General features: G+C 41.2%; 15 protein-coding genes. 7 read left to right on the top strand and 8 right to left on the bottom strand.

Translation table 11 applies throughout. The features are described 5' to 3' along the window. Nucleotides 1-51: 51 nt before the first annotated feature. The 3 genes from FTU34_RS12305 to FTU34_RS12295 form a co-directional block, all read right to left on the bottom strand. A complete protein-coding gene (locus FTU34_RS12305) occupies nucleotides 52-1,602 on the bottom strand; it encodes a hypothetical protein (RefSeq protein ID WP_180035528.1) in 1,551 nt (516 codons plus the stop codon). A 219-nt stretch (nucleotides 1,603-1,821) separates the two neighbouring features. Then, a complete protein-coding gene (locus tag FTU34_RS12300) occupies nucleotides 1,822-2,001 on the bottom strand; it encodes a hypothetical protein (RefSeq protein ID WP_078193028.1) in 180 nt (59 codons plus the stop codon). Nucleotides 2,002-2,246: 245 nt separating this feature from the next. Beyond that, nucleotides 2,247-2,864, bottom strand: coding sequence for a rhomboid family intramembrane serine protease (locus FTU34_RS12295; protein ID WP_180035529.1), 618 nt, complete (start codon nucleotides 2,862-2,864; stop codon nucleotides 2,247-2,249). A gap of 158 nt (nucleotides 2,865-3,022) precedes the next feature. Between FTU34_RS12295 and nfuA the strand changes: the two genes are divergently transcribed. Next, entirely contained in the window at nucleotides 3,023-3,661 is a 639-nt protein-coding gene (nfuA, locus tag FTU34_RS12290; protein WP_078189947.1) for a Fe-S biogenesis protein NfuA, read from the top strand. A gap of 230 nt (nucleotides 3,662-3,891) precedes the next feature. After that, entirely contained in the window at nucleotides 3,892-6,087 is a 2,196-nt protein-coding gene (locus tag FTU34_RS12285) for a FepA family TonB-dependent siderophore receptor (protein ID WP_180035530.1), read from the top strand. 37 nt (nucleotides 6,088-6,124) lie between these two features. Here FTU34_RS12285 and FTU34_RS12280 read toward each other — a convergent pair whose 3' ends face one another. After that, nucleotides 6,125-7,132 (bottom strand): hypothetical protein, encoded by a 1,008-nt coding sequence (locus tag FTU34_RS12280; protein ID WP_168379238.1) that lies wholly within the window; start codon nucleotides 7,130-7,132, stop codon nucleotides 6,125-6,127. 46 nt (nucleotides 7,133-7,178) lie between these two features. Beyond that, on the bottom strand, nucleotides 7,179-8,219 hold the full coding sequence (locus tag FTU34_RS12275) for an alpha/beta fold hydrolase (protein ID WP_373686502.1): 1,041 nt from the start codon (nucleotides 8,217-8,219) through the stop codon (nucleotides 7,179-7,181). Nucleotides 8,220-8,554: 335 nt separating this feature from the next. Between FTU34_RS12275 and FTU34_RS12270 the strand changes: the two genes are divergently transcribed. Beyond that, entirely contained in the window at nucleotides 8,555-9,169 is a 615-nt protein-coding gene (locus FTU34_RS12270) for a carbonic anhydrase (RefSeq protein WP_078193023.1), read from the top strand. Between the two features lie 83 nt (nucleotides 9,170-9,252). Here FTU34_RS12270 and FTU34_RS12265 read toward each other — a convergent pair whose 3' ends face one another. Then, nucleotides 9,253-9,882: an arylesterase gene (locus FTU34_RS12265; protein WP_078193022.1), complete on the bottom strand. Its 630-nt coding sequence runs from the start codon at nucleotides 9,880-9,882 to the stop codon at nucleotides 9,253-9,255. Between the two features lie 11 nt (nucleotides 9,883-9,893). Here FTU34_RS12265 and FTU34_RS12260 point away from each other — a divergent pair, with 11 nt between their 5' ends. Next, complete coding sequence (locus FTU34_RS12260; RefSeq protein ID WP_180035532.1) at nucleotides 9,894-10,625, top strand: ABC transporter ATP-binding protein; 732 nt, start codon at nucleotides 9,894-9,896, stop codon at nucleotides 10,623-10,625. Then, nucleotides 10,622-13,123: an ABC transporter permease gene (locus FTU34_RS12255; RefSeq protein ID WP_180035533.1), complete on the top strand. Its 2,502-nt coding sequence runs from the start codon at nucleotides 10,622-10,624 to the stop codon at nucleotides 13,121-13,123. The genes FTU34_RS12260 and FTU34_RS12255 overlap by 4 nt, the downstream gene beginning before the upstream one ends. 129 nt (nucleotides 13,124-13,252) lie before the next feature. On the opposite strand, the gene FTU34_RS12250 is transcribed toward FTU34_RS12255, so the two are convergent. Then, the gene (locus FTU34_RS12250; RefSeq protein WP_180035534.1) at nucleotides 13,253-14,077 is read right to left on the bottom strand and encodes a rhomboid family intramembrane serine protease; all 825 of its coding nucleotides are present in this window, start codon (nucleotides 14,075-14,077) and stop codon (nucleotides 13,253-13,255) included. Between the two features lie 78 nt (nucleotides 14,078-14,155). On the opposite strand from FTU34_RS12250, the gene mtgA reads away from it, so the two are divergent. Together mtgA and ppk1 are read left to right on the top strand one after the other, a co-directional pair. Further along, on the top strand, nucleotides 14,156-14,833 hold the full coding sequence (gene mtgA / locus FTU34_RS12245; RefSeq protein WP_078193019.1) for a monofunctional biosynthetic peptidoglycan transglycosylase: 678 nt from the start codon (nucleotides 14,156-14,158) through the stop codon (nucleotides 14,831-14,833). A gap of 146 nt (nucleotides 14,834-14,979) precedes the next feature. After that, complete coding sequence (gene ppk1, locus FTU34_RS12240) at nucleotides 14,980-17,061, top strand: polyphosphate kinase 1 (protein ID WP_078189935.1); 2,082 nt, start codon at nucleotides 14,980-14,982, stop codon at nucleotides 17,059-17,061. An 84-nt stretch (nucleotides 17,062-17,145) separates the two neighbouring features. Here the strand turns inward: ppk1 and FTU34_RS12235 are convergent, their stop codons facing one another. Continuing rightward, the gene (locus FTU34_RS12235) at nucleotides 17,146-17,757 is read right to left on the bottom strand and encodes a response regulator transcription factor (RefSeq protein ID WP_168379235.1); all 612 of its coding nucleotides are present in this window, start codon (nucleotides 17,755-17,757) and stop codon (nucleotides 17,146-17,148) included. Nucleotides 17,758-17,886 lie beyond the last annotated feature (129 nt).

The following is a 17,886-nucleotide window of genomic DNA, read 5'->3' as shown; positions in this document are numbered from 1 at the left end:
ACTAACAAGTTGAAGCTTTGAAAAGTTCAACACTTATTTGAACCAATGCCGTTACGCTTTTTTAAACAGTCCCAATACTTTTTTTACGGGCAATTTCTCTTCAGCAAAACCATACAGCGCCGCAAAAGGTAAGGCGGTACGCGCCAAATAAGCCACACGCCATAAGCCACCATGGTTGGCACCATGCATCATGAGTTCTAAAGGATGGTCTAGTGCTGTCTCAGGGTTAGCAACTGATTGAGGGTTTCTCAAGTCATGAATCCATAAAGCAGCCATGAGTGCATTGGTGGTTTCAGGTTGAAACGATTCCACATCAAATAAACTCGCACCATTAAATGCGGCTTTTAATAATGGATTCTTCGTCACTGAGCGAGTCGTGGTGGATGGCGCAATATTGATACTAACCCGCTGACCATTTTGACGTGCGACAGTTGCGCGCCATTGTTGGATACGTTTTGCGAGTGCGTAGTTTGGACCTTGTTCCACCACCAAACAGTCAGCGATACCATAGGATTTTCCATTGTCTGTTGTGGTGGTTTGCTCATTATTTTGCTTAAAGAAATGCTGACCTGTGACTTTGGCAATGCTTTGCGTCAATAGCTTTTGTGCAGACGCACGGTTTTGGAATTTGGCTTGCGCTGCCGTAACAATCTCTTCTGGAACCGCATAGACATCGGTCGGAGTACACATAAACATCAAGCTGGTGTCGGCTTTTTGTTGACTGACATAAGCCATGATGCTGTCCATCGCCATTGCAACACGAACATGCTTTTCACCATCTAAATAGGCAATTGCAGCCAGATCAAGTTGATGTTCACTTTGTGCAAGCCACTGTGCAATTTCAGGAATGTGTGTCAGTAAATTGGCGCCCAATTTGTGTTTTAGTTCTTGAATGGGAGTGTCTTCATGCACAGCATCAAGACTCGGTGCATATAAAGTGGCATTACCGGCCTGAACCGTGCTTAAGATTCGATCCCAAACACGTTCATTATTGAGGTCGATTGCCACAATATTGGCTTTCCATTTTGCTAACCACGTCAGAGGGCCAGCTTCGGAGGCAGCACCAAAAAGCACCATAGTCCGATCTGACAAATCGAACCATTCTGGGTGTGCAATGGCTTCACGTAATGCGTCGGCATGACTGGCTTCAATGATGCCAGCATCTTGCCATTTTTGAATCTGAGCCAGTAAAGCCTCACCTTGAAGTTTTTGACCATGATAGGGCACATACCACTCAGGCGCTGCGTCACTTTCACCTTTTAATTTCACGGTATGCAGCGGATGTGCAGTCAAAGCTACTGCATCTTTGAGCGTATACTTTTCTTGATTACGATAAAACTCAAAGACGTGATGCGCTTTATTTAAACCTTGCTCAGCAATGTTGATCGCAGCTTCAGATGATTGAATTCCTTGTTCAACCAAGGCTTTAAAATATTCAGGATATTTTTTACGCCAGTTTTTTTCTTGTTTTGCACGTACAGAAGAGTGATGGTCAACTGCAGCTAAGGCTTCAGCGATAATTTCACGACCAGTTTTAGATGTACTCGGCTTTTGGTTTGAAGCCGAAATGGGAAATTGAAGACCTTCAGTTGAACTCGACATGCAAAATATCTCAGCTAATTTTGTCATTAATATACAGATGTATACATTATCTATGCCAAATTAAAAAATAGGGTGGCATAAAGTGCCAGATTTATATGATTTGTCATGTGCTTTTGTGAACTTTCGTAGAATATACAGCTTCAAATTTTATTGCCGGAATTGAAAAAGCCTTCGGTTTGAAGGCTTAAAAGAAGAGGGCATGAAATCAGCAACGGCAAATCAACAACGGCCTTTTTTAGCCTGTCCGGGCGGGCAAAAGTCGCCATGTCGATCTGGGTACTTATAAGGATAGTGATTACGATCTGGGTCGACCACGATACTGCCTTCACGGGTGTGAACGGCACAAGCACTCAACACGCAGGTCAACAGCAAACTTGAGAACATCAGGACTATTTTCATTGGAATTTTCCCTTTTTTATTCTGTGTCATTTCAGTTTAAATCAGGGCAAGGATAGATAGCGTTTCAATCTGCTGTGAAATTGTATAGCTCGATATTCAAAGTGCGGTGTTGTAGATGTGGGAAATTGGCTAAAGAAAAGATCAATGGTCATGAGGTTAAACTCTGCACAATAAAAAAGCCTAAACTGAAACGGTTTAGGCTGTCATTTTACTGGTTACATCAGGCTGATTTTTTAAACTTAATGTTAGAAAGGAACGTTTAATAACTGACTTAAGAAATGTGGAATGAGCTTCGGTTCAAGAATAATCGTCATGATTACACCATACGCTGCGCCCCAAAGGTGTGCGCTGTGGTTAATATTGCTGTTGCCACGTTTATCTGACCAGATACTATAAGCCACATACAGCACGGCAAAAATAATCGCAGGAACAGGAATAAAGAATACAAAGATCAGTTTCCACGGTTCAAACAGAATATACGCAAAGAGTACCGCAGACACCGCCCCAGAAGCCCCTAAACTTGCCCAATGGGTATCATGCTTATGTTTTAAATAACTCGGAATAATCGCCGCGATCAAGCCGCCTAAATAAAACAATACAAAGCCCATGTCGAAGAAATATTGGCGATAAAAACGTTCAATCACGCTACCAAAGAAAAATAAGGTAATCATGTTGAACAATAGGTGCGCGCCATCTGCATGAATAAAGCCATGGCTAATAAATCGGTCATACTCGCCACGACTGAGGGCTGGCGGCCAAAATAACAAACGATTCATCACTTTCTGATTTGAAAATGCAATCAGTGAAATCACCACAGTAATCAGGATAATGGTCACGGTGTGGTTAAAGGGTAGGCCCAACATATATGACTATTCTACTTGTTAAAATTTATGCTCAATAATGCCATTAAATCTGCCTAAAGCGTGAACTTTCAGAATAATTCCGACAATTTTAGTTGATTTTTTTCTAATGCCCCGCATCTTAAGTTAAAATAGCGACTTCAGCTTGAGGAAATATTGTAATGTCGACTGAGAACAACAGCACAGCAGTTGCTGAAGAAATTCCAAACCTATTGATCACTCCAAATGCCCAAGAGTATTTGAAAGATCTTTTGGATAAACAAAATACACCGGGCATTGGTGTACGTGTTTTTGTGGAAAATCCGGGTACGCCACGTGCTGAATGTTGTATGGCTTACAGTGCACCAGAAGAAGTTGTGCCTACAGACTATAAACAAGACTATCCAGATTTCCCTGCATTTATTGACACACCGTCTATTCCATATCTTTTGGATGCGGTGATTGACTATAACAAAGACCGTTTTGGTGGTCAGTTAACATTCCGTGCGCCAAACTCAAAAGTGCCACGTGTGGGTCCAGATGCCTCTGTAGAAGAGCGTATCACTTATGTTCTACAGTCAGAAATTAACCCAGGCCTTGCAGGTCATGGTGGTAACTGTGCACTGGTAGAAGTGGTTGAAGATGCAGAACATGGTTTAACTGCAGTGCTTAAATTCGGTGGTGGTTGTCAAGGTTGTTCTTCAATCGATTTAACCTTGAAACAAGGTGTTGAAACAACATTGAAGCAGCATGTACCTGAGTTAATGCGTGTTGTTGACCAAACGGATCACAGTAATACTGAAGGTGCTTATTTCAAATAAGTTCAGTATTTTTATAAAAAGCCGCAACGTTGCGGCTTTTTTATTGTCTAAATCAAAAAAACGAAGATTTTCAGATATTTCTAGGGTTTTTACATCAAAAATGATAAGCGATATCACAAATATAAATGAGAATGATTATTAAAATTAATTGCAATATTATTTGTGTTGGTTACAATGTGCAACACATTATTCTAGATTTCTCCATAAATACGTTTATTTGGAAGCACTCAATGACCAAACAACTATTAAAATCAACGCTTACACTTTCAATACTCTGTGCATTGGTGAGTTTGTCGCATGCAGAAAATGTGCACACTGAAGCATCAGATGAATCCGTAACGAAGATGGAAACCATTGTTGTTACTGCAGCAGAACAAGTTAAACAATCATTAGGTGCTTCAAAAATTACGGCAGAAGATTTAGAAAAAATGCCGGTTGTGAATGATATTTCAGAGTATGTGCGCCGTATGCCGGGTGTGAATTTGACTGGTAACAGTGCCACAGGCCAACGTGGTAATAACCGTCAGATTGATATCCGTGGTATGGGGCCTGAAAACACGTTGATCTTAATTGATGGCAAGCCTGTAAATTCGAGAAACTCAGTACGTTATGGCTGGCGCGGTGAGCGTGATACACGTGGCGATTCGAACTGGGTACCTGCAGATGCCATTGAATCGATTGAAGTACTGCGAGGTCCAGCAGCAGCGCGTTATGGTTCAGGTGCGATGGGTGGTGTGGTCAATATTAAAACCAAGAAAGTGACCAACGACGTGCATGGTTCTGCCGAGGTTTTTACCAATCAGCCTGAAGATGCTAAAGAGGGCGCAAGTCACCGTGAGAGCTTTAACTTAAGCGGCCCAATTCTCAAAGATGTCCTTTCATATCGTTTATACGGTAGTTATAACAAAACCGATTCAGATGCTGCGGATATTAATGCATTAATGGACAATGGCGCGCGTATGGCGGGTCGAGAAGGCGTTGAAAATAAAGATATCGCAGGGCGCTTGGCTTGGCAGTTGAACGATCAACAAGTCTTGATGTTTGACGCAAGTGTTGGCCGCCAAGGTAACCGTTTTGCAGGTGACAGTCAAAACAGTGTATTTGATCCAGCGGATCCAAATAAAGCGCCAATCTTATCGGCTTTAATCGGTGAAGAAACCAATACCATTTATCGTGATAGTTTTGCATTAACCCATGAAGGTACGTGGGGTTGGGGTGACAGTAAAATCATAGCGCAATATGACAAAACCAAAAATAAGCGCTTACCTGAAGGTACAGGCGGTAGTACAGAGGGACAGATTAATAATCTTGAAAATAAACAAACGTCACATCTAGAAACCGTTCGTCTTAATGCAGAAACCAATCTGCCGTTCCAATGGTATGTTCCACAGGTATTAACTTTAGGCGCTGAATGGGTTGAAGATGACTTTACCGATACGGTTAATACACAAGCTGGCGCAGGCGGTTTTGGTGATGTGCTGACTTCAGGTGACCGTTCACACATGGATTCACGGATTGCGTCGGCCTACATTGAAAACAATATGAATTTGGGCGAGAGCACCGATGTCGTTTTGGCACTACGCTATGATAATCATAGTAAATCGGGTGATAGCTGGAGTCCAAGTCTCAATATTACGCAAAAGCTTGGCGACTATTGGACATTAAAAGGTGGTGTGGCTAAGGCGTATAAAGCACCTAATATGTACCAAAATGCGGAAGGTTATCTGTTAAGCACTCGCGGTAATGGCTGTCCGATTGGGCTGAGCCAATGTCTATTACAAGGTAATGGCGATCTCAAACCTGAAACTTCAGTGAATAAAGAATTAGGTGTACAGTTTGAAAAAGACATCGTAAATGCAAGCTTTGCATGGTTCCGTAATGATTATAAAAATAAGATCGTTGCAGGGGATACACGTCTAGAAGAACTAGAAGTAAATGGAACAACATATAATGTACTGCGTTGGATGAATACGCCAGAAGCCTTGGTGGAAGGTGTTGAAGGAAGTATTTCTTTGGGCTGGGGTGATATCACGTGGACCAATAACGTCACCTATATGATCAACTCTGAAGATAAACGTACTGGCAATCCACTTTCAGTGATTCCAAATTACACCATAAACTCTATTTTGAACTACAACATCACGGATCGATTAGACAGTAACTTTGTCTATACCCAATATGGTCGTCAAAAACCACGTCAATATGCAGAAACCAGTCTTGAAAGCAAAAATGGCTTGGCGATGGATAGCGTGAAAAGTTATGGCATTGCAGGCATTAACTTTGGTTATAAATTTAATGCGGCTTTAAGTGCTCGTATCGGTGTGAATAACCTATTTGATGAGCAAAAACTGCGTGATAAAACGGTCAACCAAACATATAACGAGCCGGGTCGAGCTTATTATGCAAGTTTGAAATACCAGTTCTAAGTATTTCCAAAAGAAAAGCCGCTTAACGCGGCTTTTTTTATGTTGGGATATTTAAAATTTTCAGTGCTTCACTTGAGTAGTAAAACTGTTCTAAATAGAGACGTGAACGCTCACGTATATAACCCGACTCAATCATTTGTTGAACGATAGGATTGAGTAAGTTTTGAAGTTCATGCTGAATCAGTGCTTCATCAATATTTAAATCACGTAGCAATAAATCAAAAGGGCGTTCTGCATTACGCACGTACCAAGCGTATACGCCATCATGCACTTGCTGTTTCATATACTCGGACTGTCGCATAAAGTCCCAAATTTCATGACCCATCGCAACCGTTTGCGGCAAGTCCTGAACTTCAACATAGTTCTTTAATACCGAAACTGGTAGCGCTTTAATTTTATGCCACAAATTGGCTTGAAAGTGGTACAGCTTATGATCATCAAAGTGCTGATTTAATACGGTTTCACTCATTTGACTGAGCTTTAAAATATTCTTTTGCAAGTATTTGCTGACAGCATTATCTAAATTGGTATCTGTGACATTTTCCAGTACCGATTTCCCCATTTTCATAAATCGTGAAACACCGGGTACCGATTTTGCAATCACTGAGTTGTCTAAATAATCTTGTATCGCATGTTGAATCAACTGACTGATCATGGCTGAAAATGCAGGATTGTTGACCATGGTATGAATTAAACGCTGACGATGTCCCTGTTTACTTGCCACATACTGCGCAATTTTATCAATGGTCAACACAGGAATAATTTCGGCAATCGTGGTGCTGTCATTTGCAGGATGAATCAGTGCAAATTTGATATGTTCAGCAATTTGCTCAATCAGAAATTGACTTGCAGGGGTATTTAAAATTTGTTTCTGCAACAAGGCATTGATTTGATCAAAACTCCAAATCTGCTGCAAAGATTGTTTACGAAACCATTGATAAAAATGGGTGAATTCAGTGGCTACGGTATCATTGTGTGAAAAGCTCTGATCTAAAAAGTTCAGTTGAGCGTCAATCAACTGCTCAATCATCGGGTTTTTCTGCATACTTTCCCTGAAGTCCCAGTGATGGGGATCTAAAAATGGCGAATGCTCAGTTTAACTGAATCAGTTTATCTACCAAAGGGTTTTTAAACTTTTGACTTTTCGCAAGGAAAGGCAAGTAATGGTCTGCAACTTGTTGTTCAGCTTCTAAGATTGGCATATGACCGACGTTATTTAAAATCACTGGGGTTTCTGCACGTTTCAGTAAAGACTTGAGTTCGCCAGCCACTTCCACATTAAAGATTTTATCTTGTTTGCCCCAAAGGATCAGGGTTGGAGCTTCTACTGTTCGTGTTAAACGAGCAAAAGTTTCAGGGGTGTAGATTCGATTGAGCGTGACGACTTGATCGATCATTTTACTGGTGAAGGGCGCACGCGCAATTAAGATATTCTCCTGCGCTTCTTTAAGCTGTGTCGGAACATTGGGCGGATTTTGCATGAGTTTATGCATGACATCATCTAAATCACCCGGTTTTGAAACGATTAAATTTTTAAGTTTATACGGGTCGCGGGTGTAACTGGTATTGGCCTGTTTATAAATGCCCGCGCTGTTGAGTAAAAATAAACTTTGGGTATCAAAAGGATATTGAGAGGCATATACCGTGGCAATGGAACCACCCAATGAGTGACCTGCAACATTCAGTTTATCTTCAATATCTATTTTAAGGACAAACTGGCGTAGTTGTTCCGTGACATTCGGCACTGAGACATCAAAATCGACAGGGACATGGGTATCGCCATTGGCCGGAAGGTCAGGGATGATCACATGATAGTTCGGTGTTAAATAATGCGCAACACGATTCCAATTATCACGTGTGCCGCCTAAACCATGAATGAGCAAGATGGTCGGTTTAGAGCGTTGACCACCTTCGCTATAACTCCAATTCACATTGCCGACTTGAACGCTGTGTGTGACTAAACCTGCCGCTTTACGTTCTTGGCTCAAATAATTTTGCACGATAGCAGGTACGGCCAGATTTTTGCTGATGGGAGATGGATTTGCAGCCAAAGTGTGGTTGGCAGTAAACGTCATACAGCAAATTGTTGCTAGCTTAAAAAAGCCAAAAACGCGTGAATGATGTCCTTTCATTGACGTTTACCCCAGTTAAATCGAATCGATATATTTTTTTAGATCATTTATATGACTATTATCAGAATGGGCTGAAATAGCGAAAGCGTATATTTATGAAATATATTGTAAATTAAAAATGACCTTTGTCATCCATTGCTTTTTTGACGTGGTTAAACTTGCGTTTTAATAATGTGAACCATTACAGAAAAAATATTTTTTTTTGATGAATGTAGACTAGCATTTTCTATCAAGTAGCATCGTCTTAGAAAAAATTCATAGCAATTGTTTTTGCAAGTGACAATCGATTCGACTGGGATTAAAATATTGCAACTTCGGATAAGGGTAATTAGAACATGCTAACAGCAGCAGAAGCTTTAGATCGTTTAAAAAAAGGGAATCAACGTTTTGTAAACGGTGAAACGAATCACCCAAAGCTTTTGACGCATCAACAACGCGCTGAAATGGCCGAAAGCCAAGAACCTTTTGCGATTATTTTAGGGTGTTCAGACTCACGTGTTCCTGCTGAAATGGTATTTGACCAAGGCTTAGGCGATTTATTCGTGATTCGTGTTGCAGGTAATATTGTGGCACCGTCTCAAGTCGGTAGCGTGGAATTTGCAGCAGAAAGCTTCGGTTGTCCTGTTGTAATTGTATTGGGCCATACACACTGTGGCGCGATTCATTCTACGATTGAAGCTTTAACTAACCCTGCGACACCACCATCAGCTAACTTGATGTCGATTGTGAATCGCGTTCGTCCATCTGTAGAAATACTTATGCAAACTGAATTGAAAGATGACCTTGAAAAACTTTCAATGCATGCAGTACGTTCAAACGTTTTTGCATCAGTAAATCAACTGCGTCATGGTTCAGCAGTCCTCGAAAACTTAATTGCGCAAGGCAAATTAAAAGTGGTGGGCGCTGAGTATTCACTCGAAACGGGTGAAGTGAGCTTCTACGATTTCTAAGCAAATTACAGTAAATACAAGATTTAAAAAAAGGCGCTCAAATGATGCGCCTTTTTTAACGAATCCATTTTCACCCACTAAATTTATAAACTTGCTTTGATCAATGGATAAGCATTGTTCAGCAAAATTGTTTGCGCTTTGGCATTCGGGTGAATCTGATCTTGTTGCATTAAGTTTTTATGTCCCGCCACCCCTTGCATAAAGAAAGGCAATAATTTGACTTTGTACTGTTGGCTCAACACTTGATAGTTATTTTCAAAAGCTTGGCTATATGCCTTGCCATAATTCGGTGGAATTTTCATTCCAAATAAAATCACTTTCGATTTGGCCTGTTGGCTTTTTTGAATCAGCTGCGCTAAGTTTTTTTGAATTTGTGCAGGGGGCTGTCCGCGTAAACCATCATTACCACCTAATTCAATCACCACAAGGTCTGGACGATGAGTTTGCAACAGTTTGGGGAGTCGCGCTAAAGCACCACTGGTGGTTTCACCGCTGACACTTGCATTGACCACTTTATGTTGTTTCGGATACTGTTGGTCTAGACGTTTTTGTAATAAGTGGACCCAACCTTGCTGCACTGAAACACCGTAACCTGCACTTAAGCTATCGCCCAAAATCATAATGGTTTTGGCAGAGAGCAGCATCGGGCAGAACATCAGTGCAATAGCCAGCAAGTAACTCAATAGACGATTATTTTGAATGCGATTTTGCATATAGGGAAGATATGACCCAACTCACGACAGATGTTGACATCATGCCACAGGCGATTATTTCTGCACAGCAATTGACACAAAAGATACAACTTCCACAAAAACAATTATCGATCTTTGAACAACTCGATCTTGAAATCTTTGCCGGGGAACAAGTTGCGATTACCGGTCGTTCTGGTTCAGGTAAATCCACCTTGTTGGGGATTTTGGCGACCTTAGATCAGGCTAGTTCTGGACAATTACGGGTCTGTGGTCAAGACATTCATCTATTAAATGAAGAACAGCGTGCTCAAGTTCGCTTGGCCCATATTGGTTTTGTCTTTCAGTCTTTCCAGTTGTTGCCACATTTAACGGCTCTGGAAAATGTCATGCTGCCGCTACGGTTACAAGCAAATTTTCAGGTCAAAGCTGCCGAAGAAAAAGCATTAAAACTGTTAGCAAAGGTCGGACTAGAACGCCAAGCGCAACAAGCCCCCAAAGTTTTATCGGGTGGTGAGCAGCAACGGGTTGCGATTGCACGTGCTTTGGTGAGTGAACCTGATCTGATCTTTGCAGATGAACCGACAGGCAATTTAGACAGTGCAACAGCACAGGAAATTGAACAACTGTTATTTCAGTTAAATCGTGAAATGGGAACCACTTTGGTATTGGTGACGCATGATGTCGATTTGGCCCGTCAATGTCAGCGCCATTTTGAATTGGTCAATGGTCAATTGATTGAGCATCGAACAGGAGATGCTGCATGAATCTTTTGGCACTGTTTCGACCACTCTTACAGCTGAGTTTTAAAACCACGGGTGTGTATTTATTATTGATCGCACTAACCTTGGCGATCAGTGCCACCACTGCTTTAAAGTTTAGCAATGTACAAATTCAAAATGCTGTAGCGCTACAAGCTGCTGAAATGTTGGCAGCAGACTTGGTGCTGACAGCCAATGAACCAATTCCACAAGAGTGGCAACAACAAGCCAAAGCACTGCAATTAAAACAATCCAATGTCACGCTATTTAGCAGCATGGCGCACACTGATCAGCAATTTGTCATGGTCAATGTCAAGGCCGTTGATGCCGCATTTCCATTAAGAGGTGAAATCGAAACAGAACCGAAACTAAACCGCTCCATACAAGCAGGTGAGGTTTGGTTAAGTCCGCGTGCCATGGATTTGTTGGGTGTTAAGGTTGGAGATCAGATCAATATTGCTGATGCTGCTTTTCAAGTCAGTGCTAAAATCATCCATGACACCAATCAGGAACTCGGTTTCAGTGGTTTTTCACCGACAGTTATGATTGCGCAGTCTGAGGTGGCGAGAACCAATGCCATTCAAGTCGGGAGTCGGATTGAATATCGCCTGTTAATGGCAGGAGATGCACAAAATACCCAGCGATTTGAAAAACTGTATAAGCAGAAATTTGGTTATCAAAGTGAAGACCGTGCTGCTAACTCAGATCATGCGCAGGTTCAGGATGCGGCTCAAAGCAGTTTGAAATTGAGAAATGCCAGTGAAGGCAATACCCGCTTGATGAAGCCGATTGCAAACCTAGAAACGTTTTTACAACTGGCGAATATTTTAACCATTCTACTTTGTGGTATCGCCATCGCATTAACCAGTCAGCGCTATGTCCAACAAAATCAGAATGCCATTGCACTGATGCGCTGTATTGGATCGACCAAACAGCAAATATTAAGTGCTTATCTGGCTTTACTGTTGGTAGTACTCGGGCTTTCAATCCTGTTTGGAAGTTTGATTGGTCTGGGATTGGGTTATGGCTTATTGCAACTGATGCTACAGCTGATTCCAAATTTACAATTAGAGTTTTCAGCCCTGTCTATGCTGCTTGGCCCGCTTCAAATTGCAATATTCACCAGTGCGATTGTGCTATTAGGATTTGTTCTTCCAAGTCTTTGGCAATTATTAAGGACACCGCCGGCACGCGTGATACGACAACAAGAGCGTTCTGTACGTTCCATGCTTTGGATGCTCAGTTTCGGCACACTTAGTTTGGTGGTGTTTTGTGTGGTTTTAACTGAAAATTTACAGCTCACCTTATGGCTGATTTGCGCCATCATCTTCCTATGTGTTGGCCTATATATAATGGTCTGGCTCAGTTTAAAGGCCTTGAAAAGTTGGGGGACGAAAATCTCAGCGTATATACGCACACCGTATCAAACGGCATTTCAAATTACTGCATTAGCATTGGGGCTGAGTCTGATCACGGTTCTAGCGGTATTACGTACAGATTTACTGGAACGTTGGCAACAACAATTGCCACAAGGGACACCTAACCAATTTGTCTATGGATTACCGCCATTTGAGTTACAGGATTTTAATCAACAACTCAAGCTGCATGGTTGGCAAGGGACGCCGATGTACCCGAATATTCGTGGGCGTTTAGTTGCCAAAAATGATCTCCCTTTTTCGGATGCCTTAATTAAAAGCAATAATTCATTACGCCGTGAATTAAATCTTACGCAGGCTGCAACTTTTCCGAAAGATAATCAAATCATCGCGGGTAGTCAGCAGTTTCAACAGGTCAATGAAGTATCGGTAGAGGTGAAAACCGCACAAGAACTGGGTATTCAAATTGGAGATCGACTGAGTTTTAGCCTTCCTGAAGGGATTTTACAAGCCAAGGTGATCAACCTTCGCAGTGTGGAGTGGGAAAGTTTTAGTCCAAACTTCTTCTTTATTTTCTCTCCCCAAACTATGGATGAAAATGCCGGCAGCTATTTGGGGAGTTTCTATGTTCCACCGCAAGATAAAAATCAATTGATTGGTTTAATTCAGCAGTTTTCGAATACCGTGTTTATTGATGTTAGTCTAATTTTGGATGAGATCAAACGCATCGTCAGTGTATTGGTTCAGATTATTACTATCTTGGCGCTATTGGTCAGTATTTCAGGCATTTTGGTCTTGATCGCATGTTTGAACTTATTTATGGATGAACGCAAAAAAGAAGTGGCATTACTGCGTTCCTTTGGCAGTTCCAAGCAAAAGCTAAAGTCGATGCTCAGTTTGGAAGTTGGTTTGATGGGGCTAATTTCAGGTGTCGTGGCGTGTATTTTTGCCGAAGTAATCAGTGCGATTGTCAGTTATAAAATGGAACTGGTCATCCAACTACATGCAGAAATTTGGTTGATCCTCCCATTGGTAATGACCTTAGTCTGTACATTGATCGGACGTTATCGCTTAAGTTATCTTTGCGACATCCCACCCTTAGAAAGTTTGCGTGAACTAAATAGTTAAGCGTGGAGAAGGTTAACGGTTGAGCTAATTAAAAGTGGAGCAAGAACCTAGTGCGTAGTTTGGATTTAGACAAGATTTGACGTGTTTTCAACATGTCTGTGTTGATAGCCACTGGGTTCATTCCACTATTTAATGTGCTGTGAGCGATTGCTTCATCAGCAGGATAAAGTGTTCCCAAAGCGGTAAAATCGGTTGGATTAATTGTTGGCAATGCAGATAAAACAGATAGCATCCGACAGTTGCGGCGATTAGACCGATCATTTGAATGATTAGGGATTGATGTACTTTTTGTCCTAAATACCAAATAAAAGCCAACGCAGCCCCCATCAACATGCCGCCAATATGCGCGGCATTGTTAATCCCACTAATCATAAAGCCCATCGCGAGGTTAATCCCCATCACCATCAATAAGGTTTTTTTATCCAGATAAAATTGCTGTTTAGGTAACATGGGGAGCAGCGAAATAATCGTCAGCGCTGCACCGAGACCCATCACTGCACCCGATGCGCCTGCACCAATACTCGGAAAAAGTTGCTGATTGGCTGCACCTTCGGCCAATAATGCATAACTGTCTTGAATGGTTAAATAACCACTCAATAAACTTCCCATCAGTCCGGCTAAAACATACAGGCCGAGGAAGTAGAAACGACCTAACATTTGCTCGGCAACACTGCCAAAAATATACAAAGCCCACATATTCAACATCAGGTGAATCAGGCCAAAATGAAAAAACATACTGCTGAATAAGCGGATGGGTTCCTCTAAAAAGGTTAAAGGTGCATAATCAGCACCCCAACGCAAAGCATCCAGTGTTTCGGGTTGGCTAACGTTCATTCCATGCAACACTTGCCAGCCAAAGAGTCCAACATTGATGGTAATTAAGAGTGCCGTGATCCACCACAGTTGGATTTGCAGCTTACGGGTTGATACAGCAGGAGGGCTGAGTTCAGACATGCTATTCTTGTACTGTGTCAAAATATTTAAAAATAAGCTTAACATGAAAAAACAGAATTTCTGGAGTAACACACTGACATGAAAGCCTTTATTGTTCGTACATTGTTAATTCTTGTCAGTCTTGTGCTTTTGGTGCAGCTTTGGATCTTTGGAAGTTTGGTGTGGTGGCGTACGCATCCTGTGGAATCGACGATGATGATGCGTTTAGATTATTGGTCTGAGCCATCCAAACCGATTAAACACGAATGGCGTGATTACGACCAAATCAGTGATTATGTCAAACATGCTGTTGTTGCCGCGGAAGATGGCAAGTTTTTACAACACAAAGGTTTTGATTGGGAAGGCATGCAAAATGCTTTAGAACGCAATAAAGATAAAGGCAAAGTGGTTGCAGGTGGGTCTACCATTTCGCAGCAATTGGCAAAAAACTTATTTTTATATAATAAGCGTTCATTTATCCGAAAAGGACAGGAAGCCGTTGCAACATGGATGATGGAACGTATGTGGACGAAGCAACGCATTTTAGAGGTATATCTCAACTCGGTTGAGTTTGGGGACAACATCTATGGCGTAGAAGCTGCAACTCAGCACTATTTTGGTAAAAGTTCACGGAGTTTGAGCCGAGAGCAAGCGGCATTTATTGCGGCTATTTTACCCAATCCAAAATATTATGATGAAAATCGACAAGATCGTAAGCTAAATTATCGTAAGCGCATGATCCAAAAATATATGCGTTATAGCCATATCCCAGATTAAGAACGATCTAAACACTCGTCAAATGGCATGGCAGCGATTTGAATTACAACAAAAAGCTCATATTAATGGGCTTTTTTTATGAAATTGTCACAAATTTGAAGCATACTAAACTGAGTACAGCACACATTTTTTAATATGGGTTTGAAATGAATACCGCAGCTGAAGTCGCGCAAGTACCTACTGAATATACTTATAATGATCGTTATATTAATCGAGAGTTATCGATTCTCGACTTTCATCTGCGTGTGCTCGAACAAGCGGTTGATCCGATACATCCATTACTTGAACGCATGAATTTCTTGCTGATCTTTTCACGTAACTTAGACGAATTTTTTGAAATTCGTGTTGCGGGAATGATGGAACAGCTAGACTTAGGTAATGAAAGCCGCAGTCCAGATGGCTTAACACCAAAACAAGTATTAGATGAAATTTCTGCGACAGCGCATGCGGCAATTGAGCGCCAGTATCGTATTTTAAATCAAGAAATTTTACCCAAACTGCGTGAAGAAGATATTTGCTTCTTACGTCGTGGTGAGTTAACCCCTGCACAGTCGGCATGGGTGAAAAAATATTTTCAAGAGCAAGTTGCTCCAGTCTTAACGCCAATTAGCTTAGATCCCGCACATCCATTCCCTCGCTTGGTCAACAAGTCGTTGAATTTTATTGTGACTTTAGAAGGGAAGGATGCGTTTGGCCGTCAGATTGACTTAGCCGTTGTACCTGCACCGCGTTCGCTGCCACGTGTCGTTCGGCTTCCTGATGAATTAACCGGTGGCAAAGAGCATCATGTGATGCTATCGGCAATTATTCATGAACATGTCTCTGATTTGTTCCCCGGCATGACGGCGACGGGTTGCTACCAATTCCGCGTGACGCGTAATGCCGATTTAGCTTTAAATGAAGATGTTGAAGATTTAGCTAAAGCTCTGAAAGGTGAGTTGAATTCTCGTCGTTTTGGTCGCGCCGTTCGTTTGGAAGTGACAGAAAATTGTCCGCAGCATATTTATGAATATTTGCTTGATGAGTTCGATTTAGAAGAAGAGCAACTTTATAAAGTAGATGGGCCAGTTAACCTTGCACGTTTACTGTCAAACTTTAAACGTCCACATCTACGTTATGATGCGCATATTCCAGTTATTCCGAAAGTACTCAAAAAATCTGAAAACATTTTTAGTGCGATGCAAAAGCAAGATATTTTGCTACACCATCCCTTTGAATCATTCGCACCTGTAATCAACCTACTGCGCGAAGCTGCACGTGATCCACAAGTTTTGGCCATTAAACAAACGCTTTATCGAAGTGGTGCAGACTCTGAAATTGTGCAAGTCTTAGCGGAAGCAGCACGTAATGGTAAAGAGGTTACCGCAGTAATTGAGCTTCGAGCACGATTTGATGAAGAATCAAATATTGCTGTAGCCAATGTATTACAAGAAGCGGGCGCAGTGGTGGTGTATGGCATCGTGGGCTATAAGACCCATGCCAAAATGATTTTGGTGGTACGCCGTGAAAATAATAAATTGGTGCGTTATGTGCATTTAGGTACGGGGAACTATCACGCGGGCAATGCGCGTATCTATACCGATTATGGCCTATTAACCACCGATAAAGAACTCTGCGAGGATGTACATCGCATTTTCCAAGAGCTGACCGGTATGGGCAAAATGGCGAAGTTGAAAAAATTGCTGCATGCGCCATTTACCTTACATGCTCAACTGATCAATTATATTGATAATGAAATTGCTAATGCTAAAGCAGGTAAACCTGCGCAAATCATTGTCAAGGTCAATGCATTAACTGAAGTTCAGTTGATCAATAAACTGTATGAAGCGTCACAAGCGGGTGTACAGATTGATTTAATTATTCGTTCTATTTGTTGTTTGCGTCCGGGATTACCGGGGCTGTCTGAAAATATTCGCGTACGTTCTATTGTTGGCCGTTTCTTAGAACATACCCGAGTTTATTATTTCAGTAATAATGGCGATGCACGGATTTACTGTTCAAGTGCAGACTGGATGGATCGTAATTTATTTAACCGTGTTGAAGCCTGTTTCCCAATTGAAGATCCAGCCTTGAAAAAGCGTATTTATCAATTAGGTTTAGTGAATTATCTAAAAGATAATCAGCAAGCTTGGTTGCTCCAAAGTGATGGACGTTGGATTCGTACCCATGTTCAAGAGGGCGAGGAAGCGCATAATTCACAGCATGTGCTTTTAGACGCATTTAAATAAAAGTACAGAAAAAATAAAGGGAGCAATGCCCCTTTATTTTTTTAAATTTATAGATTGTTTTTGAATCGTTTATCTCAGCTAAATTTAGCTGTAGCTACAAATTTTTCTATAGATATTTTTGACAAAACCATCAATTTGATACGTTGAAAGTTTTAATTCATTGACCATCTGCTCTTGAGTCGCACTATGGCTGACCATATCCAAAATTTGATATTCTGCTGGATTTAGACTGAGCTGTTTCGGCGCTGCATTTTGCGGACTAAAAGTTTCACTCAATAAAAATTTAGCAAAACTAGGATGAAGGGCAGCGCCACCTCTTAAAATGGTTTTCAGCTGGTTATAAGTGTCTTCAATTGGCTGTTGAATCAACATATAGGCAGTTGCACCTAACTGAATCGCATGTAAAGTTAAATCTGCAGACTGTTCATTGACTAAAATGATGAGATTACTTGAAGGATAGATTTTCTTAATTTTATGTATGAATGAGATATCAGACTGTTGCGTGACCACTAAAAAGATTAAATTGGGCAATTGATTGAAAATTTGTTGTTCCGCATCTGCTAAATTTTCTGAAAATGTAATGAGGTCTTCAGGATAACCGAGGTCTCCTAAGATGTTAAACAGCACTGTTTTTGAAGTCATTGATTGATGATCAATGATCAAAACGGGTACTGGCAATAAAAATTCACTCATCATACGGTAATCCCCCCTAAAAATAAAAGGATCTAAAAGTAGAATTTTCTCTTAAGATACGAGCAGGAGATTCTGCATGAAAACATCTAAATTTACTGACAGCCAGATCATGTCCATTTTAAAACAGGCGGA

Source organism: Acinetobacter sp. YH12094, from assembly GCF_013419295.1.
GTDB lineage: Bacteria > Pseudomonadota > Gammaproteobacteria > Pseudomonadales > Moraxellaceae > Acinetobacter > Acinetobacter amyesii.
Note: the sequence above shows the minus strand (reverse complement) of the source record. Positions and strands in the feature narration are given on the sequence as shown.

Excerpts from the sequence above, each read along its gene's own strand:
- ppk1 (WP_078189935.1), top strand. The coding sequence starts at position 14,980 with ATGAATACCGCAGCTGAAGTCGCGCAAGTACCTACTGAATATACTTAT.
- FTU34_RS12295 (WP_180035529.1), bottom strand. The coding sequence starts at position 2,864 with ATGTTGGGCCTACCCTTTAACCACACCGTGACCATTATCCTGATTACT.
- FTU34_RS12285 (WP_180035530.1), top strand. The coding sequence starts at position 3,892 with ATGACCAAACAACTATTAAAATCAACGCTTACACTTTCAATACTCTGT.
- FTU34_RS12255 (WP_180035533.1), top strand. The coding sequence starts at position 10,622 with ATGAATCTTTTGGCACTGTTTCGACCACTCTTACAGCTGAGTTTTAAA.
- mtgA (WP_078193019.1), top strand. The coding sequence starts at position 14,156 with ATGAAAGCCTTTATTGTTCGTACATTGTTAATTCTTGTCAGTCTTGTG.
- FTU34_RS12305 (WP_180035528.1), bottom strand. The coding sequence starts at position 1,602 with ATGTCGAGTTCAACTGAAGGTCTTCAATTTCCCATTTCGGCTTCAAAC.
- FTU34_RS12265 (WP_078193022.1), bottom strand. The coding sequence starts at position 9,882 with ATGCAAAATCGCATTCAAAATAATCGTCTATTGAGTTACTTGCTGGCT.
- FTU34_RS12275 (WP_373686502.1), bottom strand. The coding sequence starts at position 8,219 with ATGAAAGGACATCATTCACGCGTTTTTGGCTTTTTTAAGCTAGCAACA.
- FTU34_RS12235 (WP_168379235.1), bottom strand. The coding sequence starts at position 17,757 with ATGATGAGTGAATTTTTATTGCCAGTACCCGTTTTGATCATTGATCAT.
- nfuA (WP_078189947.1), top strand. The coding sequence starts at position 3,023 with ATGTCGACTGAGAACAACAGCACAGCAGTTGCTGAAGAAATTCCAAAC.
- FTU34_RS12300 (WP_078193028.1), bottom strand. The coding sequence starts at position 2,001 with ATGAAAATAGTCCTGATGTTCTCAAGTTTGCTGTTGACCTGCGTGTTG.
- FTU34_RS12250 (WP_180035534.1), bottom strand. The coding sequence starts at position 14,077 with ATGTCTGAACTCAGCCCTCCTGCTGTATCAACCCGTAAGCTGCAAATC.
- FTU34_RS12260 (WP_180035532.1), top strand. The coding sequence starts at position 9,894 with ATGACCCAACTCACGACAGATGTTGACATCATGCCACAGGCGATTATT.
- FTU34_RS12270 (WP_078193023.1), top strand. The coding sequence starts at position 8,555 with ATGCTAACAGCAGCAGAAGCTTTAGATCGTTTAAAAAAAGGGAATCAA.
- FTU34_RS12280 (WP_168379238.1), bottom strand. The coding sequence starts at position 7,132 with ATGCAGAAAAACCCGATGATTGAGCAGTTGATTGACGCTCAACTGAAC.